Below are 19,609 nucleotides of genomic sequence, written 5' to 3'. Positions count from 1 at the left end.
TGGTGCGGGCCTTCCGCGTTCCCCGCCCCGCCCGCCAAGCTCCCGAGACCGAGACCGAGACCGAGACCGAGAGCTGGACCGAGACCTACGCCGGATCCGACCCGGCCCCGGCCCTGGGCAGCGCCCCCGGACCCAGCGTCGCCCGGTGCACCCGCCACCGCGCGAGCATCCCGTGCAGTTCCTCCACCATGAACGCGAAGAAGGCCGCGCTCTCCGCCAGCCGCTCCCCCGCGACGGTGCCCGCGCCGACGGTGGCCTCGCCCTCCCTGAGCACCCGCACCCAGCGCAGCAGGTACTCGTCGCGCCGGGTCAGCGACTCGAACCAGACGTCGTTCAGCACCCGGTAGCGGTCGCGCCGCGAGCCCGGCTCGCGCTCCTTGGCGGCCAGGCCGATCTGGGTGAGGTAACGCATCCCGCCGGACACCGCGGCCGGGCTGATCCGCAGCCGTTCGGAGAGCTCGGCGGAGGTCAGGACGCCGCTCTCCTCGGCCATCAGGCAGGAGAAGAGCCGGGCCGGCATCCGGCCCATGCCCGCGGCCACCAGCTCGGCCGCGAACCGTTCGACGAAGTCCGACACCGCCTGCTCGTCGCGCTCCTTCTCCGCTTCCCGCTCCACCACGCGCGCCTTCCCCTCTCCGGTGATCAACAACTCGACTGAACTTTAACGCCTTCCCAATATTCACGTTTTTCTGAAACTACGGTAGCTTCAACAACATGACGAAGGCAATCGCTCTGACCGGCCTCCGCAAGACCTTCGGCCGGACCACCGCGCTGGACGGCCTCGACCTCACCGTCGAGACCGGCGAGGTGCACGGCTTCCTGGGGCCCAACGGCGCCGGGAAGTCCACCGCCATCCGGGTGCTCCTCGGCCTGCTGCGCGCCGACGGCGGCAGCGCCCGGCTGCTCGGCAAGGACCCGTGGCACGACGCCGTCGAACTGCACCGCCGCCTCGCCTACGTCCCCGGCGACGTCGAACTGTGGCCCAACCTCACCGGCGGCGAGGCCATCGACCTGCTCTCCCGGCTGCGCGGCCGACTCGACCGCCGCCGCCGCGACGAGCTGATCGAGCGCTTCGACCTCGACCCCACCAAGAAGGGCCGCAGCTACTCCAAGGGCAACCGGCAGAAGGTCGCCATCGTCGCCGCGCTCGCCTCCGACGCCGAACTGCTGCTGCTCGACGAGCCGACCTCCGGCCTCGACCCGCTGATGGAGGTGGTCTTCCAGGACGTCGTCCTCCAGGCCCGGCGGCAGGGGCGGACCGTCCTGCTGTCCAGCCACATCCTGGACGAGGTGGAGAAGCTCGGCGACCGGGTCAGCATCATCCGCCACGGCCGGGTGGTGCAGACCGGCAGCCTCGGCGAGCTGCGCCACCTCACCCGCACCACGGTCGAGGCCGAGACCCACCGCCCCGTCACCGGGCTGGAGACGCTGGAGGGCGTGCACGCCGTCCGCACCGAGGGCACCCGGGTGCGCTTCGCCGTGGACGGCGCCCACCTGGACGCCGCCATCCGCCGCCTCGGCGAGGCCGGGCTGCGCAGCCTGGTCAGCCACCCGCCCACGCTGGAGGAGCTGATGCTGCGCCACTACGGCGACGAGCTGGCCGCCAACGGGCACCCGGTCGACGGCGAGGCCGCCCGATGACCGCCACCGCCGCCGCGACCAGCACGCCCACCACGGCCCCGCGCCCGCCCCGCTCGCACGCCACCCTGGCCGGCACCACCGCGCTGCTCCGCTTCGCCCTGCGCCGTGACCGGGTCCGCCTCCCCGCCTGGGTGCTCGGCCTCGGCCTGCTCACCCTCGCCAGCGCCGGCAGCGTGCACACCGTCTACCCGACCGCCGCCGACCGCGCCTCGATCGCCCACGCCTCCGCCAGCCCGGCCGTCCTCGCCATGACCGGCCCCGGCCACTACCTGGCCGACTACACCTGGGGCGCCATGCTCGGCCACCGGATGCTCGGCCTGCTGGCGGTGCTGGCCGGGCTGATGAGCGTCCTGATCGTCACCCGGCACACCCGGGCCGAGGAGGAGAGCGGGCGGGCCGAACTGGTCCGCTCCGCCGCCGTCGGCCGGCACGCCCAGCTCGCGGCCGCCCTGGCCGCCGCCGCCGTCGCCGACCTCGCGCTCGGCCTGCTGCTCGCCGCCGGGCTGCCCGCCCTCGGCGTCCCCGGGCTCGGCACCGGCGGCGCGCTGCTGTTCGGGGCCGCGACCGCCGCCGGCGGGCTGCTGTTCGCGGCGGTGGCCGCCGTCGCCGTCCAGGTCACCGCGCACGCCCGGACGGCCTCCGGGCTGGCCCTCGCGGTGCTCGGCGCCGCCTACGCGGTGCGCGCGGCCGGGGACGCCGGGTCGAACGGGCTCTCCTGGGCCTCCCCGATCGGCTGGCTCCAGCGCAGCTACCCCTTCGTGGACGACCGCTGGTGGCCGCTGCTGCCCGCGCTCGCCCTGACCGCCGCCACCGGCGCGGCCGGCTTCGCCCTGAGCACCCGCCGGGACCTGGGCTCCGGCCTGCGCGCCGCCCGCCCGGGGCCGCCCACCGCGCGTCCCGCCCTCGGCACCCCGCTCGGCCTCGCCCTGCGCCTGCACCGCGGCCTGCTGGGCGGCTTCGCGGCGGCGCTGCTGCTGCTCGGCGCGATGTACGGGTCGCTGCTGGGCGGCGCCGACGCGATGGTCAAGGACGTCGACCAGCTGAAGGAGGCCCTCGCCCGGCTCGGCGGGCGCTCGCTCACCGACTCCTTCGCCGCGATGACCATGCTGGTGGTGGCGGTGGTCGGCGCGGTCTACGCGGTGCTGGCGACGCTGCGCCCACGCGCCGAGGAGAGCGCCGGGCGGGCCGAGCCGGTGCTCGCCACCGGGGTGTCCCGGTCCGGCTGGCTGGGCGGGCACCTGGCGGCGGCGCTGCTCGGGTCGACCGCGGTGCTGCTCGCGGCAGGGGTGGGCTTCGGCCTGGCCGGGGCGCTGTCCACCGGTGACGGCGGCGCGTTCCCGCGGCTGGTCGGCGCGGCCCTGGCGTTCGCGCCCGCCCAGTGGGTGACGGTGGGTTTCGCCGCCGCCGTGTACGGCTGGCTGCCCCGGGCGACGCCGCTGGCCTGGCTGGTGCCGGCGTACGCGTTCGTGATCGGGTACCTGGGCCCGCTGCTGAAGCTCCCGGCGGGCCTGGACCGGCTCTCCCCGTTCGGACAGGTGCCCCGGCTCCCGGCCGCCGCCATGGACTGGACGCCGCTCGCGGCGCTCACCCTGGTCGCGGCCGCCCTGATCGCGCTGGCGCTGGCCGGGTTCCGGCGCCGCGACCTGGAAGCGCGCTGACGCCCGGAGCTTCACCGGGAGTGGCCGGGGCCGGCCGCGGCGGGCCGGCCCCGGACCGGGTCACAGGTGCTTGACGAGCTCCGGCATCAGGTCCTGGAAGGTCCGCCCGCTGGCCGGCTGCCCGATCGCGGTCATCTGCCAACCGGTGGGCGTGCGCTGCACCTTGGCCATGATCTGCGCGGTGTACGGGCCGCCGCCGGTGAGCGTGTACCGGGCGAGTTCGGCGCCGGTCTGCTCGTCGACCAGCCGGCAGAAGGCCGCCTCGACCTCCTGGAAGGTCTGACCGGTGAAGGAGTTGACGGTGAAGAGGATCTGGTCGACCTCGGCGGCCATCGTGGTCAGGTCGACGGTGATCGACTCGTCGTCCGTCGCGTCGCCCGCGCCGCCGACCAGGTTGTCGCCGCTGTGCCGGACCGAGCCGTCGTTGCTGGTGAGGTGCTGGAAGAAGACCACGTCCACCGGCCGCCCCTGGGAGAACAGCACGGCCGAGGCGTCCAGGTCGATCTCCCGGCCGGCGGCCAGCAGCTTGGCGAAGAAGCCCTTCGGCTGCGCGGCCCGCCAGCCCAGGCCCATCCGGACCACACTCAGCTGACCGCCGCCCGGCTTCTCCAGGCTGATCTTCTGCCCCTTGGCCAGCGAAACGCTCATCGTGCCCTCCTCGTTCCTGCCGCCGCTCCGTGCCGTGAATCTACAGCACTGTCGAACATCTATGATCATCCGACCGACGCGCTTCCAGGACCCCTACCCCGCACTCCCCCCGCCGTCACCACCGGGGGCGGTCCGCACACTGTCAAGCGCCCCGGGGAGGAGCTTGCGCGGGGCGGGCGCGCAATCCGGCTCGGTCAACCTGGCAACCGGCGATCCGACGTCTGGCGTAGCCGCGAACAGGGGCCGAACAGGCGGGCGGCACGCGGACTAGGGTCGGCTCGGAGGCGCCGCCGACCGGGAGAACGGCCGCCGACGCACCGAGCGTTCCGCGCACGTTCCCGTGATCCGCCAACCCACGCTGGGGGGACCACCATGTCCGAGCACGAAGGAACACCACCCGCACCCGCCACCGCCGCCACCACCTCGCGCCTCGGCCGCCGCCGCCTGCTGCGGGCCGGCCTGGGCACCGGCGGCGCGCTGGCCGCCGTCCGCCTGCTGCCCGGCGGCCAGGCCTGGGCCGCCGCCCCGGAGCCCGCGCCCGCGCCCGTACCGGAGTCCGCGCCCGCACCCGCCGCCCTCCCCGGCGGCGGCGCCGCCACGGCGCAGCCCTGGCCGGACTGGGCCCGGTTCGCCCGCGTCGGCGACGGCACCTTCAACGAGCCCGCCGACATGCAGAGCGCCGTCGACGCCCTCAGGGCGCAGAACGTCAGCGTCATCGAACTCGACACCCTGCTCTCCAACTGGCTCACCGACGCCGAGTTCGCGGCCCACATGGCCGAGGTGAAGACCTTCACCGGCCTGGCGCACGCCGCCGGCCTCAAGGTCGTCATGTACTACCCCTCCCTGGAGCTGATCTCCCCCGGCGGCGAGAAGGGCCGCTCATTCTACAAGAACGACCAGGGCGGCGCCTGGGTCCAACGCGACCTCGCCGGAAAGCCCAACGTGTTCTACGGCAGCGTGGTGGTCTGGGTCGACCCGGGCGACGAGAGCGTCTGGCTCAGCCCCAACTCGCCCTGGCGGGACTACTTCCTCAAGCGGATCAAGGGCGTGGCCGCCACCGGCGTGGACGGCATCTGGCCGGACGTCCCGATCTACTTCGACGGCGTGCTCTCCTGGTGCGACGCCTCCACCTGGGGCGCGGCCGCCTTCAAGGCCGACACCGGCCTCGCCCTGCCCAAGGCCGCCGACTTCGCCGACCCGGTGTTCCGCCGCTACCTCGAATGGCGCCACCGCAACCTGCTCCAGTTCCAGCTCGACATCGCCGCCGCCGGGCGCGCGGTCAACCCCGACCTGGTCACCTTCATCGAGACCGTCTCGATGGACTACCGCTACGCCACCTCGATCGGCCTGGACGGCGGCTACCTGCGCCAGGCCGAGGGCGCCGTCAGCCAGGTCTGGGAGGTGGACATCCTCGGCAACTACGACGGCATGCGGCACGCCACCGCCTCCGACTGGGTCTGTCTCATCTCGATGTACAAGTACGCGCGCGGCGCCAGCGGCACCAAGCCCGCCTGGGCGTTCTCCTACGGCTGGCAGGCGGACGACGCCTCACTGGTGATGTCCCAGCTGATCGCGGCCGGCTGCAACCCGTACGAGGTGAAGACGCCGTACAAGAACGACACCGTGGACGCGGCCATGCGCGCCCGGATGTACCGCTTCGTCCAGGCCAACCAGGAGCGGCTGTACAACGCCGCCCCGACCGCCCAGGTGGGCGTCTACCACTCCAGCCCGTCCCGGGACTACGTCAGCCCGGGCGCGGGCATCGGGATGTACGTCAACGCGACCGCGCCGGCCGGGATCAGCGACTGGTGGGGCGGCGACGACCCGGAGCAGAGCTGCGCGTCCGTCCCCTGGCTGGGCGAGTTCCGGGGCTCGGTGAAGGCGCTGGTGTACGCGCACATCCCGTTCGACACGGTGCCCAGCCCCGGCCTGGCCGCCGCCGACCTGGCCCGGTTCAAGGTGCTGCTGCTGCCCGACCTCCAGGCGGTCTCGGACGCCGAGGCGGCCGTGCTGCGGGGCTTCGTCGCGGCTGGCGGGACGATCGTGATCACCGGCCCGGCTCCCACCGCGCTCGACGAACTGGGCGGCCAGCGCACCGAGTTCGCGCTCTCCGACGTGCTCGGGCTGCGCCGGGGCAGCCCGCTGCCGGCCAGCAAGCAGAACTCCTACGGCAGCGGCACCTGCTGGTACGTCCGCAACCGGGCCGGGCTCAGCTACCTCACCAAGACCGACCAGGCCTCGGCCGACCAACTGCTCGCCCCCGTCCGCCAGTCCGCACCGCCCGCCGTCACCCTGGCCGGGGACCGCCGGATCTTCCTGGACGCGCGGCGGCTCGGCAACGACACCGTCGTCCACCTGGTGAACTTCACCAACTTCGGCGACACCCCGGCGGCCTTCCGCACCACGCCCGCCAACTGCACGCTCTCCTACGCCCTCCCGGCCGGCGCCGCCGTCACGGCCGTCACCGTCGCCACCCCGGACGGCACCGACCCGACGCCCAAGCCCGTCCCGTACACCGTCACGGGCACGACGGTCAGCGTGCCGCTGACCGTCGTGCAGTACTCGGTGGTGACGGTGACGGTGAGCTAGAGCGCGGGCGCGGGGATGCGCCAGAGGGCGGCGGGGTTGGCCTCGCCGCCCGGGGCGGACTCGAAGGCGATCCACTTCCCGTCCGGGGACCAGCTCGGCGCGCCGTCGTACGAGCCGTCGTCGCCGGTCACCCGGACGGGGCGGCCGCCGTCGGCCGCGACCACGAAGACCTGGGCGTTCGGCAGGTCGCCGAGGTTGGAGGAGAACACCAGGTACCGGCCGTCCGGGGACCAGGTGGGATCGGTGTGCTCGCCCGGCACGTCGGTGACCTGGCGCAGGCCGGTGCCGTCCGCGCCGACCGTCCACAGCGCCCAGTTCTCGCCGCCGGCAGTGCGCCGCTGGAAGACGATCCGGTCGCCCCGGGGTGACCAGTTCGGCTGCCGGTTGTCGGTACCGGTGCCCTTGCCGTCGACCAGCCGGAGCGGGGCGCCGCCGTCGCGGCGGACCTTCCACAGCGAGTCCTGTTCGGCGTTGTCGCCGTGCACGGCGGCGTGTTCCGGCTCCCAGCTCTGCTGGAAGACGATCCAGGCGCCGTCCGGGGAGAAGCTCGGCTCGCTGTAGCCGCTGCCGTCCTCGTGCCGGGTGACCCGCTCGGGGCTGCCGCCGGGCGTCATCAGCCAGACCTCGTCGTGGCCGGACTCCCGGTCGGTGGCGAAGGTGAAGGCGCCGGTGGCGGCGTTCCAGCTGGTGCCGGGGAGGTTGACGGCGGCCTTGTCGGGATCCTCCAGGACCTTCTGCGGTGTGCGGCCGCCGTCCAGGGGCAGCACGCCGAGGGCGGCGGCGCCCTTGTTGTACCCCTCGCTGAACTCGGTCAGCAGCACCGAGCGGCCGTCCGGGGCGAAGGCGGGGTTCTGGGCGCTGTGGCCGCCGTCGGCCCGGTAGAGCAGTTCGGCGCCGTCGGCACGGCGCTCGCCTCCCGTCGGCGGCACGCCGGTGGCCCGGGTCGGCCGGGGCTGCGGCCCGTCCTCGGAGCCGGATTCGGCGCAGCCGGACAGCAGCAGCGCCGCGGCGGCCACGGCGGCGAAGAGCGTGCGAGTCCTCATGACTCACAAGCTAGTTGACGCTGCATCAGGCCGCGTACGCCCACAGGTGGATCAGGCGTCGCCGTCCAGCAGGTGCTGGCGGACCTCCTGGAAGGTCCAGGCCCCGCCGGCCGGCCGGGCGAACACCCAGACCAGATCGAAGCGGTCCGGCCAGGTGGCGGGCACACCGCTGCCGGCGGCGCCGAGCGCCTCGACGATCCGCGGGATCCGCGAGTGCTCCCAGCAGATCAGCACCGGCTGGGGCCCGGCCAGGGCGGCGCCGGCCAGGGCCGTCTCCTGGGACTCGGCGTACCCGGTGTCGACGGTCAGCCCGAGCTCGGCGGCGAGCGGGGTGACGGTCTGCCGCATCCGGTGCGCCCCGGCCAGCGGGCCCTGGTCGGCGGCGGCGAGGATCCGGGCGGGGGTGCGCAGGCCGGGGGCGGGCGGGGCGAACAGGGTGGGCAGCGCCCGGGCGCGGGACCAGCCGCGCTCGGTCAGGGACTTGCCGTCGTGGCTGCCGTTCTCGTCCAGTCCCGGGTGGGCGCCGTCCGGCTTCTCGCCGTGCCGGATGATCATCACCAGGGCCTCACCGCCCGCGTCGCTCGCCCGGGCCGCACCGGCGTCCTTGCCCGCCTTCTTGCCGGCCTTGCCGGAGGAGGCCGAGCAGCCCGCCAGCAGCACCGGAGCGGCGATCGCCAGGCCGGTGAGCAGGGTGCGCCGGGCCGGCCGCGCCGCCACTCGGTGCTCCATCACCTGGTCCCCCGTCACTCGGCACCCCGCTCCAGGCGCACCAGCACGTCGATCGCGACGCCGCCGCCCTCCCCCTTGTGCCCGGGTTCCGGGCCGACCGGCCGGTGCACCCGTTCGGCCCGGACGGTGCGCAGGCCGTGGTCGGCGAGGTCGGCGAGGACGTCCTGGGGGGTGAACAGCACGGCCGGATCCTGGGGGCCGCCGACGCCCTCGGTGAGGTTGCTCAGGTCGTGCCCGATCACCAGCAGGGTGCCGCCCGGGGCGAGCGCGGCGGCGGCGCGGCGCAGCGCGGCCCGGCGGTCCTGGGCGGGGACCTGGAGGTAGGCGACCAGGATCAGGTCGTAGCCGGCGGCGGGGGCGTCGAAGGTGCGGGCGTCGCCGTGCCGCCAGGTGAGCCGGTCGGCGACCTCGTCGGGCAGGTCGGCGGTGAGCCGCTCGGCGCGTTCCAGGGCGACGGCGGAGTAGTCCAGGCCGGTGACCTCCCAGCCCAGGGTGGCCAGCCAGATGGCGTTGCGGCCCTCCCCGGTGGCCAGGTCGAGGGCGTGGCCGGGGGTGTGGGCCGGGGTGTGGCCGGTCAGTTCGCGGACCACCCAGCGGTTGGGCTCGGCGCCCCACACCAGCGCGCTCCCGGCGTAGCGGTCGTCCCAGTCCTGGCTGTCCATGGCGAGTCCTCCGTTCGGCGGGCCTGCTCCGCAGCGGTCAACCTACCGGGCCTGGGCGGCGGCGGCCCGGAACGGTCCAGCGGGCGGACACCCTTGACGGCGAATATTGGTCCAGTCCAATCTGTGATGTCGTGATGCGAGCGGGTCAACCGGCCCGCCGCGTCCGCCGTCCGCACGTCGGCACGCTCCACCTGTCCGCGCGCCCCCACAGCGCCCGGGCGGCTCCCCAGGCCCACCCGGGCCACGCACCGCCGGAACCCCCACACATCCGGAGGACACACCGCATGCACGACCGCGTCATGCCCGCACGGGCCGCCCAGGAGCCCACCGGGCGCCGGGCCGCTCCGCGCAGACGGGCCACGGCCCTGGCCCTCGCCGCCACCCTCTGCACCAGCGGCGCCGCCCTCGCCCTGACCCTCGGCCCCGCCTCGGCCGCCCCGGTGAACCTGCTGACCAACGGCGACTTCGAAGCCGGCACCCTGGCCGGCTGGACCTGTGCCAACGGGTCCGTCGTCACCACCCCGGTGCACGGCGGGAGTCACGCGCTCAGCGGCGCCGCCTCGGCCTCCGACACCGCGCAGTGCCAGCAGACCGTCACCGTCCAGCCGAACACCACGTACACCCTGTCCGGCTTCGTCCAGGGCAGCTACGTCTACCTCGGCGCCACCGGGGCGGGCGTCAACTCCTCGGTCTGGACGCCCGGCGGCACCGGCTGGAACCCGCTGAGCACCACCTTCACCACCGGCGCCACCACCACCTCGGTGACGGTCTTCACCCACGGCTGGTACGGCACCGGTGCCTACTACGCCGACGACCTCAGCCTGACCGGCCCGGCCGGGCCCACCTCCTCCGGCAGCCCGACGGCGAGCGGCAGTCCGACGGCCTCCACCAGCCCCACCGGGTCCAGCAGTCCGACCGCGTCCGGCAGCCCCACCGCCTCCACCAGCCCGACGGCCACCGGCAGTCCCACCGCCACCGGCAGCCCGACCGCGACGGCCACCGCCAGCGGCCCGGCCGGGGACGGCAAGGTCACCACGCCCACCGGCGTCGGTGTCAGCACGGTCACCGCGGGCGCCGTGGTCCTCACCTGGCAGCCCTCCACCCTGACCACCGGCGACGGCCCGATCGCCTACAAGGTGTGGTCCAACGGCCAGCTGGTCGCCACCTCGATGGGCACCTCGGTCGCCGTCAGCTCGCTGCTGCCCGGCAAGGCCTACACCTTCAGCGTCCAGGGCTACTCCGGCTCCCACGCCTCCGCCCAGTCCGCCGCGGTGAGCACCACGACCGCCGCCGCCCCCGCGCAACAGCCCGTCCGCTCGGCCTACTTCGACCAGTGGGGCGTCTACGAGAACGCGTACTACCCGAAGAACGTCGACACCAGCGGCGCCGCGGGCAAGCTGGACGTCATCCACTACGCGTTCGCCAACATCGACCCCACCAAGCTCACCTGCTTCCAGGCGGTGAAGGCCTCCGACTCGACCAACGAGAACAACCCCAACGCCGGTGACGGCGCGGGCGACGCCTACGCCGACTACCAGTCCGACTACAACTCCGGCACCAGCGTGGACGGCAGCAGCGACACCTGGGAGCAGCCGCTCAAGGGCAACTTCAACCAGCTGCGCCAGCTCAAGGCCAAGTACCCGAACCTGCGGTTCACCATCTCGATCGGCGGCTGGACGTACTCCAAGTACTTCTCCGACGCGGCCGCCACCGACGCCTCCCGGAAGACCTTCGTCTCCTCCTGCGTCGACATGTTCCTCAAGGGGAACCTGCCGACCGGCGTCGCGGGCGACGCCTCCGGCGGCGCGGCCACGGCGGCCGGCATCTTCGACGGCGTCGACCTCGACTGGGAGTACCCGGGCTCGGCCGGCGGCCACACCGGCAACCACTACTCCCCCGCCGACAAGCAGAACTTCACCCTCCTGCTCAAGGAGTTCCGCACCCAGCTGGACGCGCTCGGCTCCGCCCAGGGCAAGCGCTACCTGCTGTCCGCCGCCCTGCCCAGCGGCCAGGACAAGATCGCCCAGCTGGAGACCGACAAGATCGGCGCCTACCTCGACTACGCCGACGTCATGTCCTACGACATGCACGGCGCCTGGGACGCCAAGGGCCCGACCAACCACCAGGACCCGCTGCACGACAGCCCGGCCGACCCGACCACGCCGATCACCCCCGGCACCCGCAAGTACAACGTGGACACCATGCTCGCCGCATACACCACCGGCCTACCCGAGTACGGCATCCCCGGCGGCTTCCCGGCCGGCAAGCTGGTGCTCGGCATCCCGTTCTACTGGCGCGGCTGGACCGGTGTCCCGGCCGGCTCCGACTACGGCCTGTACCAGAGCGCGACCGGCCCGACGGCCGCCAAGCCGCTGAGCCAGGAGGCCGGACTGGCCGCCTGGAAGGAGCTCAACCCGACCGCCGCCACCACCCACTGGGACTCGGTCACCGAGAGCAGCTGGGTCTACGACGGCACCAACTTCTGGACCGGTGACACCCCGCAGGCCATCCAGGCGCGCGGGGCCTACGCCAAGAGCAAGGGCCTCGGCGGTCTGTTCGCCTTCTCCCTGGAGAACGACGACGCCTCCGGCACGCTGCTCAACTCCATGGACGGCAGCCTGCGCTGACGCCCGGCACACCGGTGGGCCCGCGCGGATCCGCGCGGGCCCACCGTGGTTCAGCAGGTCCTGCTCAGCCCTTGAGCCCGAGGGAGGGGAACAGGTCGACGAACGTCTGGGTGGTCACCGAGACGCTCCGGCCGAACGGATCGTCGAAGTCCCAGATCATGAACAGCAGGAACGCGATCAGCGCGCTGAAGCAGCCCGCCAGGATCAACTCCCGTGGTGTGCGCCGGATCTGTAGCGCGAAGAGCATGCCGACCGTCACCACGGCGCCCGTGATCAGGCCGAACCAGACCACCCCGGGCATGGTCGGCCCGGCGTTCTGCCCGCGCGAGTTGCGGGCGTCGTCGGCCTGACTGATCCGGTCCATGATCGGCTGGTAGGACTGCGACTCCAGCTCGGAGGCCGGCGGCCGGGTGGCGACGTCCACCCGCAGCTTGTCCAGCAGTTCGGTGCCCTTGTCGGAGATCTCGCCGTTCTTGCGCATGTAGTCCCACTCGACCTTCACCACGTACGAGACGTAGGCGTCCACGTCGGCCCGGACCTGGTCGCGGAACTCGGCCGGGTAGACCACCGCCCGGTCGCTCACCTCCTGCAAGGACTGCGCCTCCCGGAACAGGTCGTCCTGGGCGGCGCCGCGCGCCTCCCAGACACCCGCGAGGGCGAGGCCGAGGACGATCGCGTAGACCACGCCGATCATCATCGTGATGTAGTCGATGACGTCCGGGGTCTCGTCGACGTTCTTCTCGGTGCCCACCCGGCGGTGCCGCAGCACCACCACCGCCACCACGACGGCACAGGCCGCCGCCATCGCGATGGCCAACGCCAACCATTCGGACATGGGAACTCCCTTCTCTGGCTCGGCTTGTGACGGAACAAAGGGTCGAGGCCGGCCCCGGGCCAGACAGGTCGGGCTCCAGGGCCGGACCGGGGGCCCGGGGCGGGCCGCCTCGGCGGGGCGGTCAGGACCGCCCGGAACGGCCGCGGCCGCGTCCACGGCCCGGGCGCAGGGCCGCCGCCGCCAGCACGGCGGGCACGGTGACCAGCAGCATGGTGGTCGTCGCCGGGGCGCTGTGGTGGTGCTGCGGCACGGCCAGCGGCCTCGCCGCCCGCACGTGGTACACCGGCTGCGCCGCCGGGGTCGGCCACAGGGGGCTCGGGCGCACCGGGCTCGGCGCGTCCGAACTGGGGGCCGGCGGGGGCCCGGGTGCCACCGGAGCCGGGGCGGGCGGTGGCGGGGGCGCGGGTGACGCCGGTGGCGGGCTGGGGGCCGGCGCCGTCGGCGAGGGGGTGGGTGTCGGCGACGGACTGGGCTTCGGCGTCGGCGAAGGCGTCGGAGTGGCGCTCGGCGGAGGCGTCGGTGTCGGTGTCGGGCTGGGCGTGTGGGTGGGGCTCGACGTCGGGATCGGCGTGGCCGTCCGCGTCGGCGTGGGGGTCGGGCTGGGGGTGGGGCTCGGGCAGGGGTGCGGGTGGTGATGGTGGTGGTGCCACCAGTCCCCGTCGTGCTCCCCGGGCCACCAGTCCCCGTCTTGGCCGCCGTACCCGCCGTGCTCGTCGTACCCGCCGTACCCGCCGTGCTCGTCGTCCGGGCGGCCGGGCTGCCGGCGGACTCCCCCGGTGCCCGAGGACGACGGTGCCGCCGGGCCCGGTGCGGCCTTCGACGCGTGGCACGGGTGGTGCCAGTGCGGGGGCTTGGGGCCCTGGTGCCGCGGGTCGGCCGTCGGGGCGACGGTGACGCCGACCTGGACGTCCACGTCCACTCCGACGTTCACGTCCCCACCCGGCCCGACCTGCACCGACACGTCCGTCCCGGTGCAGACGCAGGAGTCGACGGTCGTGCCGTACCGCTGCCCCCCGCCGTGGTGTTCGGTGCCGGACGCCGAGGCTCCGCTGACCAACGCGCACATCGCGACCACGCCGACCGCGGCGCCGATCAGCCTGGTCCGCCGACCGGAGGCCGCACCCCCACCACCGTCCAGCGATATCCGTCGGGACTGCCGGCGCTGCGGCATGGGCTCCACTCACCTCTCGGGTCGCCAGGGACGGGAACGGGGTCGCGAACAGGATCAGAACAGGGCGATCCGCCCGGCCCGCAGTCGGACGCGGGCAGGCGTGATCAGGCGTGATCAGGCGGACGGCCCGCCTTCGGGGGCGGGCCGTCCGTCATCAGGTCAAACGATCTTCGAGCCGGCCGGTTACGGCCCGGGCCCGCTGTCGGCCGCCCTCAGTGGCGGCGGTGCGCGATCTCGACGTTCTCCAGGACGCCGACCGCGTCCGGCACCAGGATCGCGGCCGAGTAGTAGGCGCTGACCAGGTAGGAGATGATCGCCTTCTCGTCGATCCCCATGAAGCGGACCGACAGCGACGGCTGGTACTCGTCCGGGATGCCGTTCTGGTGCAGGCCGATGACGCCCTGGTTGTCCTCACCAGTACGGATCACCAGGATGGAGCTGGTGTTCTCCTTGGTGATCGGGATCTTGTTGCACGGCAGGATCGGCACCCCGCGCCAGGCCGGCACCTGCTGCCCGCCGAGGTCGACGTGGTGGGGGTACAGGCCACGGGCGTTGAACTCGCGGCCGATCGCGGCGATGGCCCGCGGGTGGGCGAGCAGGTAGTCGGGCTCGCGGCGGCGGTTGAGCAGCTCGTCCAGGTCGTCCGGGGTGGGCGGGCCGGAGTGGGTCTGGATCCGCTGGTCGAAGTCGGCGTTGTTGAGCAGGCCGAACTCCGGGTTGTTGATCAGCTCGTGCTCCTGGCGCTCGCGCAGCGCCTCGATGGTCAGCCGGAGCTGGTGCTCGATCTGGTTCATCGGCTCGTTGTACAGGTCCGCGACGCGGGTGTGGACCTTGAGGATGGTCTGCGCGACGCTCAGCTCGTACTCGCGGGGCTTGAGCTCGTAGTCCACGAAGGCGCCGGGGAGCTCGAACTCGCCGTGGTGGCCGGCCGACATGGCGATCTCGGCCTCGCCGCGCTCGTTCTGGGCCTGCTGCGGCAGGGCCAGGAACGAGAGCAGGTGCTCCTGGAGGCTCGGCGAGTTGTCCCGGATGGCGGCGAAGTCGCGGCGGGTCAGGGTGAGCGCCACACCGGCGGTGGCGGACGTGGCGGTGAACTCCCAGGCGGCGTCCGGGTCCAGCAGGGCGTCGTCGCCGAAGCGGTCGCCGTCGCCGGCCACGCCGACCACGGTGTCGTCGCCGTACTTGCCGGTGCCGATCTTGTTGATCTTGCCGTGCGCGATCAGGAAGATCCGGTCGGCGGCCTCGCCCTGGGTGGTGAGCACCTCGCCGGGGCCGAAGTCGCGCTGCTCGCAGCGGTCGGCGATCGCGGCCAGCACCTCCTCGTCCTCGAAGCCGCGCAGCAGGGCGAGTTCGCCCAGCTCGGCGGGGATCACCCGGACCTGGGAGCCGGTCTTGATGAACTCGACCACGCCGTTGCCGACGGTGTAGGTGAGCCGTCGGTTGACGCGGTAGGCGCCGCCGGCGGCCTGCACCCAGGGAAGCACCTTGAGCAGCCAGCGGGAGGTGATCTCCTGCATCTGCGGTGCGGACTTGGTCGTGGTGGCAAGGTTGCGGGCAGCGGCCGTCGTAAGGCTGGACTGCTGCGGGACCTGCGCTGTCTCCGGGCTCGTGTCCACGGGCATCGGCAGGGGTCTCCTCATCTGGTCGGATCACGCGGTCAGGGACGGACGGCGACGGAGTCGTACCGGTCCACCTCGACTGATGCCATGATGGATCATCAGATACGCGCGTTGGCGGGGGTGTTGGCGATTCATCGCGATCACGGCCACCGTCTCCCGGCGGCCCATGCGGAACCCTAGATCACCAGCCCCCGACCAGACCCGCACGGAGGCCGACTACCCCCCGATAGGGTGAATCTGGAGCGGTCCCATTCCGGTCGGACCCCGGGCCGCGAGAACATCCGTTCGCCGCCGTGGATCCCGCACCGCCAGACGCCCGCCCGACGCCCGCCCGACGCCCGCCCGACGCCCGCCCGGGCGCGGACGGCGGCCCGGCGCCCGCGCGCGGACGGCGGCGTACCTCCCGTACGACATCGGCGGGAGCGGGTCGTCGGCAGGGGCGGTGAGCTGCGCTTCGGCCGTGGGCGCCGTGCCCGCCCCGCCGGGATCCGGGCATGCGAACAGCCCGTCAGGTGCCGGGACGGGGGCGGCCGGCACCTGACGGGGATCGGGGATGCGCAGTGGGGGTTGCGACGGGGGAAGCGGCGAGGGGAACGCCGGTCGGGCGGCGCGTCAGGCGCAGGCGATCTGGCTGCCGGGGATGCCGACGATGCCGGAGTTCTTGGCCTCGCCCCCCTTGTACTCGTAGTACAGGTAGGAGTAGAAGTCGATCCGGGTCGCCGCTCCGCAGGTCGAGTCCGGCGCCACGGTGTAGGTGACCGTGAAGCTGCTCGTGGCGCCGGGGGCGAGCGGCACGTTGTACCGGGCGATGCCGCCGTGGACGTTGTCGCTGCAACCGTTGGTCTGGGTGCCGCAGGCCGTGGCGGTGAACTTGAGGCCGTTCTCCAGACTGGTCCGGTAGGTCGGCTGAACGCTCTGGTACACGAACTGGATCGGCGTGTCGTACGGGTTGCTGAGCGTCAGGGTCAGGGTGAACTCGCCGCCCCGGACGGTCGTTTGCCGGTCGGAGACGGCCGTGAACGGCAGCGGGGCGTCGGCCTGCGCGGGCGTGGCGGACAGGAGCAGACCGACCGCGAGGGCCGGACACGCGGCGAGGGCGACACGGCTCAAATGTGTTCTGCGCATGACCAAGGAGCGTAGGGCGCGGCACCGGTTCCGTTGCCCCGCTCCGCCCCGGTCCGTACCGACGCACGAGTCGGCGGCGGACACCGTGGACCACCCCGGCCGCGTTCCGCCCCCGCCGCCCCGCTCGGGGCCCTATGCTTCGCCGCCGCCCCGGACCGGCCGGTCGGACCGGCCGCGGCGGCCCCGGCCCCGCCCTGGACCGGCCGGTTCAGGCGAGCGGCGGCAGGATGTCGCAGAGCGCGGCGAGCGCCGCCGGGTAGGCGTGGTCGGGCGGCGTGGCATAGCCCACGACCAGGCCGTCCACGACCGGCATGGCCTCCGGGCCGATCCCCGGGTGCCGGTAGTCGGCGAGCCCGTCCAGGCCCAGGCCCCGGTAGGCCGCGGCCTGGAGCACCGAGTGCTCGGTGCCGGGCTCCAGCCGCAGGACGGCGTGCAGACCCGCCGCGACGCCGGAGACCTCGACGTGCGGGGCGCTCGCCGCCAGGGCGGCCACCAGCTGGTCGCGGCGCTCCCGGTAGCGGCGGCGCATCCGCCGCACGTGCCGGTCGTAGCCGCCGGAGTCGATCAGCTCGGCGAGGGTCAGCTGGTCCAACGCGCTGGCCCAGCCCTCGCGTTCGCCCTTGGCGGCGAGCACCCGGTCGACCAGGTGGTCCGGCAGCACCATCCAGCCGAGCCGCAGCGCCGGCGACAGGCTCTTGCTGACCGAGCCGAGGTAGACCACCCGTTCCGGGTCGAGCCCCTGGACGGCGCCGACCGGCTGGCGGTCGTAGCGGAACTCGCCGTCGTAGTCGTCCTCCAGCAGCAGGCCGCCGCGCCCGCGCGCCCAGTCGACCACGGCGGCGCGGCGGCCGGCGTGCAGCGGCCCGCCGGTCGGGAACTGGTGGGCGGGGGTGAGCAGGGCCGTCCGGACGTCCTGACGGTGCGCCAACCCGCCGAGCCGGGCGCCGTGTTCGTCGACCGGAAGGGGCACGGTGGCGACCCCGGCGGCGGCGAGCAGCCCGCGGTGGAACCCCAGCCCGTACGCCTCGACGGCCAGCGGCCCGGTCGCCTCCGGCGGCAGGACGGGCGCCCCGCCGGCGAACAGCAGCCGCAGCGCGTGGGCGAAGCCCGAGCAGACCACGATCCGGTCCGGGTCGGTGCGCACCCCGCGGGCGCGGGCCAGGTAGTCGGCGAGGACGGTGCGCAGCTCGCGCCGCCCCTGCGGATCGCCGGGCCCGAAGGCCTCGTTGGGTGCCGTGGTGAGGGCCCGGCGGGCGGCGGCCAGCCAGGCGGTGCGCGGGAAGGAGGCGGCGTCCGGCTGGCCCTGGCGCAGGTCGTGGACGGGGCCCGGCCGCACGGAGGGCCGGCGGGCCCGGGTCGGCGGGACGGGCTCGGCGCGCTCGGCGACGGCGGTGCCGGAGCCCTGACGGGCGGTCAGCCAGCCCTCCGCGACGAGTTCGGCGTACGCCTCGGCGGCGGTGTTGCGGGCCAGCCCGAGGTCGGCGGCGAGCGCCCGGTACGGCGGCAGTCGGGTGCCGGGTGCGAGCCGGCCGCTGCGGATCGCCTCGCGCAGGGCCGCCATCAGCGCGGCACGGCGGCCGCCGCCGGCGGGGAGGTCGAGGTGCAGGTCGCTGCCGGTCGGGTGGGCGGGCCCGATGGGGTGCGCGCCCGGCGTTTCCGTCATGGTCACGCACCCTACCCGCCGCCGTCCGGCCCCCTGCCGGGCGGCCCGGCAGGGCCCGGCCCGCGCTACGGGACGACGGTGACCGGCCAGCGGCCCGCCTTCACCAGGCGGACGGCGACCGAGCCGATCACCCGGTGCCCGGCCTGCTCGGAGGCGCCGACCACGACGGCGTCGGCGCGCAGTTCGTCCGCGAGCTTGGCCAGCCCCGTATAGGGGTCGCCGCGCATGGTGAGGAAGCGCCATTCCACCCGCCACACCTCCTTCACGTGGTGCTCGGCCTCGCGCAGGGCGGCCAGCAGTTCGTCGGCGATCTCCTGGGTGGTCTCCTCCACCACGGCACCGGCCAGGGCGGTGGCGGCGCCCAGGATCGGCTGGACGTACGCGACCGCGAGGGTGGCGCCCTGCCGGCGGGCCAGTCCGGCGGCGTAGGCGGTGGCGCGCCAGGAGGAGTCGGAGCCGTCCAGCCCGGCCAGGATCACCTTGGGCCCGTCCGTCCCCAGCTCGAAGCCCGCGGGGGCGACCGCCGCCCCGGGCTCCTCGGCGCCGCCGACGGCCTCCACGTCTCCTGTATCGCTCTCGTTGTTCATGGCCCTGAGGCTATGCCCGCCACCGAGCGTGAGTGGAGGGGGCCCTCCGGGTGAGGGCTGTGGCGCGGGCCACCCGGGGCGCCGGGCGACGCGGCGATTCCGGCACCGGGGGCAGGCGGGTCGTCACCCTCTGTCGACGATGTGCGCGGGCTCACACGGCATTTGGCGTGACGCAGGCCACTTCACCAGGTGGTTTGATCTTGCAAATGGGGGCAAATCGGCCCAAATCATGCCATTTCCTTGATCCTTACCGCCGGTAGCAGGCTCCTGACGTGCCTAAACCTCCAAATCCTTGAATCCGCCACGACGGCCCCCGTACCTTCGAACTCGTTGCACCGAGCGACCAGCTCCGATCGGCCTCACCGCCCCGGAACCGGAACGGTGCCGAACCACGCGAGTGATGAGTCCCCGAAACCGACGGCCTTCCGAGGGCCTGGTTCCGCACGCTCGCAGACCCCCTCCGAAAGGACCTTCATGACTTTCCGTAACGAGACTGCCGCTGCCACCACCACTGCCACCCCGAAGCGCCGCAACCGCGTCCGGATGGCTCTGATGGCCGGGGCGATCACCGCCCTGCCGGTGGCCGGCCTCGTCACGGCCACCAGCGCCTCCGCCGCGCCGGCCGGTGTCTGGGACAAGGTCGCCTCCTGCGAGGCCACCGGAAACTGGGCCATCAACTCCGGCAACGGCTTCTTCGGCGGCCTGCAGTTCACCTCCAGCACCTGGGCCGCCTTCGGTGGCACCGCGTACGCCCCGCAGGCCCACCAGGCCACCAAGGACCAGCAGATCGCCATCGGCGAGAAGGTCCTCGCCGCCCAGGGCCCCGGCGCCTGGCCGATCTGCTCGGTCAAGGCGGGCCTGGGCAAGTAGTCCCTCCCCCCGGCCCGCCTGTTCCGGGCCCCCGACGCCGCCGCACCCTCCCCGGGTGCGGCGGCGTCGTCGCGTTCGCGCCCGGGGCGCGGCCGCAGCGCCGACCCTCGGGCCGGCCCCGGGCCGCGCTCCGGGCGGTTGA

The 19,609-nt window shown here is 74.0% G+C and carries 16 protein-coding genes; 6 read left to right on the top strand and 10 right to left on the bottom strand.

What is annotated here, in order from left to right:
• Nucleotides 1-85: 85 nt before the first annotated feature.
• Entirely contained in the window at nucleotides 86-619 is a 534-nt protein-coding gene (locus ACIPLC_RS11120) for a GbsR/MarR family transcriptional regulator (protein ID WP_400472669.1), read from the bottom strand.
• Nucleotides 620-714: 95 nt separating this feature from the next.
• On the opposite strand from ACIPLC_RS11120, the gene ACIPLC_RS11115 reads away from it, so the two are divergent.
• Entirely contained in the window at nucleotides 715-1,641 is a 927-nt protein-coding gene (locus ACIPLC_RS11115; RefSeq protein ID WP_400472668.1) for an ABC transporter ATP-binding protein, read from the top strand.
• On the top strand, nucleotides 1,638-3,299 hold the full coding sequence (locus ACIPLC_RS11110) for an ABC transporter permease (protein ID WP_400472667.1): 1,662 nt from the start codon (nucleotides 1,638-1,640) through the stop codon (nucleotides 3,297-3,299). The genes ACIPLC_RS11115 and ACIPLC_RS11110 overlap by 4 nt, the downstream gene beginning before the upstream one ends.
• Nucleotides 3,300-3,359: 60 nt before the next feature.
• Here the strand turns inward: ACIPLC_RS11110 and ACIPLC_RS11105 are convergent, their stop codons facing one another.
• Nucleotides 3,360-3,947 carry a TerD family protein gene (locus ACIPLC_RS11105; protein ID WP_400472666.1) on the bottom strand — a complete coding sequence of 196 codons (588 nt, stop codon included), beginning with the start codon at nucleotides 3,945-3,947 and terminating at the stop codon, nucleotides 3,360-3,362.
• A 372-nt stretch (nucleotides 3,948-4,319) separates the two neighbouring features.
• Between ACIPLC_RS11105 and ACIPLC_RS11100 the strand changes: the two genes are divergently transcribed.
• Nucleotides 4,320-6,536: a hypothetical protein gene (locus ACIPLC_RS11100; protein ID WP_400472665.1), complete on the top strand. Its 2,217-nt coding sequence runs from the start codon at nucleotides 4,320-4,322 to the stop codon at nucleotides 6,534-6,536.
• On the opposite strand, the gene ACIPLC_RS11095 is transcribed toward ACIPLC_RS11100, so the two are convergent.
• From ACIPLC_RS11095 to ACIPLC_RS11085, 3 genes are read right to left on the bottom strand one after another with little or no spacing between them, the layout of a single operon-like run.
• Nucleotides 6,533-7,579: a hypothetical protein gene (locus ACIPLC_RS11095; RefSeq protein ID WP_400472664.1), complete on the bottom strand. Its 1,047-nt coding sequence runs from the start codon at nucleotides 7,577-7,579 to the stop codon at nucleotides 6,533-6,535. The genes ACIPLC_RS11100 and ACIPLC_RS11095 overlap by 4 nt on opposite strands.
• A gap of 51 nt (nucleotides 7,580-7,630) precedes the next feature.
• Nucleotides 7,631-8,308, bottom strand: a complete 678-nt coding sequence (locus ACIPLC_RS11090; RefSeq protein WP_400472663.1) for a hypothetical protein — start codon at nucleotides 8,306-8,308, stop codon at nucleotides 7,631-7,633.
• Nucleotides 8,309-8,322: 14 nt separating this feature from the next.
• A complete protein-coding gene (locus ACIPLC_RS11085) occupies nucleotides 8,323-8,970 on the bottom strand; it encodes a class I SAM-dependent methyltransferase (RefSeq protein WP_400472662.1) in 648 nt (215 codons plus the stop codon).
• Between the two features lie 284 nt (nucleotides 8,971-9,254).
• On the opposite strand from ACIPLC_RS11085, the gene ACIPLC_RS11080 reads away from it, so the two are divergent.
• Complete coding sequence (locus ACIPLC_RS11080; protein ID WP_400472661.1) at nucleotides 9,255-11,597, top strand: glycosyl hydrolase family 18 protein; 2,343 nt, start codon at nucleotides 9,255-9,257, stop codon at nucleotides 11,595-11,597.
• A 64-nt stretch (nucleotides 11,598-11,661) separates the two neighbouring features.
• Here the strand turns inward: ACIPLC_RS11080 and ACIPLC_RS11075 are convergent, their stop codons facing one another.
• Nucleotides 11,662-12,432: a hypothetical protein gene (locus tag ACIPLC_RS11075; protein WP_400472660.1), complete on the bottom strand. Its 771-nt coding sequence runs from the start codon at nucleotides 12,430-12,432 to the stop codon at nucleotides 11,662-11,664.
• A 197-nt stretch (nucleotides 12,433-12,629) separates the two neighbouring features.
• Between ACIPLC_RS11075 and ACIPLC_RS11070 the strand changes: the two genes are divergently transcribed.
• Nucleotides 12,630-13,067: a hypothetical protein gene (locus ACIPLC_RS11070; protein ID WP_400472659.1), complete on the top strand. Its 438-nt coding sequence runs from the start codon at nucleotides 12,630-12,632 to the stop codon at nucleotides 13,065-13,067.
• A 748-nt stretch (nucleotides 13,068-13,815) separates the two neighbouring features.
• Here the strand turns inward: ACIPLC_RS11070 and ACIPLC_RS11065 are convergent.
• From ACIPLC_RS11065 to ACIPLC_RS11050, 4 genes are all read right to left on the bottom strand, one after another.
• Nucleotides 13,816-15,225, bottom strand: coding sequence for a family 2B encapsulin nanocompartment shell protein (locus tag ACIPLC_RS11065; RefSeq protein WP_400472658.1), 1,410 nt, complete (start codon nucleotides 15,223-15,225; stop codon nucleotides 13,816-13,818).
• 609 nt (nucleotides 15,226-15,834) lie between these two features.
• Nucleotides 15,835-16,347, bottom strand: a complete 513-nt coding sequence (locus tag ACIPLC_RS11060; protein WP_400472657.1) for a hypothetical protein — start codon at nucleotides 16,345-16,347, stop codon at nucleotides 15,835-15,837.
• Between the two features lie 208 nt (nucleotides 16,348-16,555).
• Complete coding sequence (locus tag ACIPLC_RS11055) at nucleotides 16,556-18,010, bottom strand: PLP-dependent aminotransferase family protein (RefSeq protein WP_400472656.1); 1,455 nt, start codon at nucleotides 18,008-18,010, stop codon at nucleotides 16,556-16,558.
• Between the two features lie 65 nt (nucleotides 18,011-18,075).
• The gene (locus ACIPLC_RS11050) at nucleotides 18,076-18,597 is read right to left on the bottom strand and encodes a universal stress protein (RefSeq protein WP_400472655.1); all 522 of its coding nucleotides are present in this window, start codon (nucleotides 18,595-18,597) and stop codon (nucleotides 18,076-18,078) included.
• A 474-nt stretch (nucleotides 18,598-19,071) separates the two neighbouring features.
• On the opposite strand from ACIPLC_RS11050, the gene ACIPLC_RS11045 reads away from it, so the two are divergent.
• Nucleotides 19,072-19,467, top strand: a complete 396-nt coding sequence (locus tag ACIPLC_RS11045) for a transglycosylase family protein (protein ID WP_400472654.1) — start codon at nucleotides 19,072-19,074, stop codon at nucleotides 19,465-19,467.
• The last annotated feature ends 142 nt before the right edge of the window (nucleotides 19,468-19,609 follow it).

The sequence above is a fragment of the Kitasatospora sp. NPDC086801 genome (assembly GCF_044745805.1).
GTDB lineage: Bacteria > Actinomycetota > Actinomycetes > Streptomycetales > Streptomycetaceae > Kitasatospora.
The sequence above is the reverse complement of the archived record's forward strand: the minus strand, read 5'-3'. Positions and strand labels throughout refer to the sequence as shown.

Coding starts and splice junctions, on each gene's coding strand:
- ACIPLC_RS11115 (WP_400472668.1), top strand. CDS start 715: ATGACGAAGGCAATCGCTCTGACCGGCCTCCGCAAGACCTTCGGCCGG.
- ACIPLC_RS11110 (WP_400472667.1), top strand. CDS start 1,638: ATGACCGCCACCGCCGCCGCGACCAGCACGCCCACCACGGCCCCGCGC.
- ACIPLC_RS11105 (WP_400472666.1), bottom strand. CDS start 3,947: ATGAGCGTTTCGCTGGCCAAGGGGCAGAAGATCAGCCTGGAGAAGCCG.
- ACIPLC_RS11100 (WP_400472665.1), top strand. CDS start 4,320: ATGTCCGAGCACGAAGGAACACCACCCGCACCCGCCACCGCCGCCACC.
- ACIPLC_RS11095 (WP_400472664.1), bottom strand. CDS start 7,579: ATGAGGACTCGCACGCTCTTCGCCGCCGTGGCCGCCGCGGCGCTGCTG.
- ACIPLC_RS11090 (WP_400472663.1), bottom strand. CDS start 8,308: ATGGAGCACCGAGTGGCGGCGCGGCCGGCCCGGCGCACCCTGCTCACC.
- ACIPLC_RS11085 (WP_400472662.1), bottom strand. CDS start 8,970: ATGGACAGCCAGGACTGGGACGACCGCTACGCCGGGAGCGCGCTGGTG.
- ACIPLC_RS11080 (WP_400472661.1), top strand. CDS start 9,255: ATGCACGACCGCGTCATGCCCGCACGGGCCGCCCAGGAGCCCACCGGG.
- ACIPLC_RS11075 (WP_400472660.1), bottom strand. CDS start 12,432: ATGTCCGAATGGTTGGCGTTGGCCATCGCGATGGCGGCGGCCTGTGCC.
- ACIPLC_RS11065 (WP_400472658.1), bottom strand. CDS start 15,225: ATGCCCGTGGACACGAGCCCGGAGACAGCGCAGGTCCCGCAGCAGTCC.
- ACIPLC_RS11060 (WP_400472657.1), bottom strand. CDS start 16,347: ATGCGCAGAACACATTTGAGCCGTGTCGCCCTCGCCGCGTGTCCGGCC.
- ACIPLC_RS11055 (WP_400472656.1), bottom strand. CDS start 18,010: ATGACGGAAACGCCGGGCGCGCACCCCATCGGGCCCGCCCACCCGACC.
- ACIPLC_RS11050 (WP_400472655.1), bottom strand. CDS start 18,597: ATGAACAACGAGAGCGATACAGGAGACGTGGAGGCCGTCGGCGGCGCC.
- ACIPLC_RS11045 (WP_400472654.1), top strand. CDS start 19,072: ATGACTTTCCGTAACGAGACTGCCGCTGCCACCACCACTGCCACCCCG.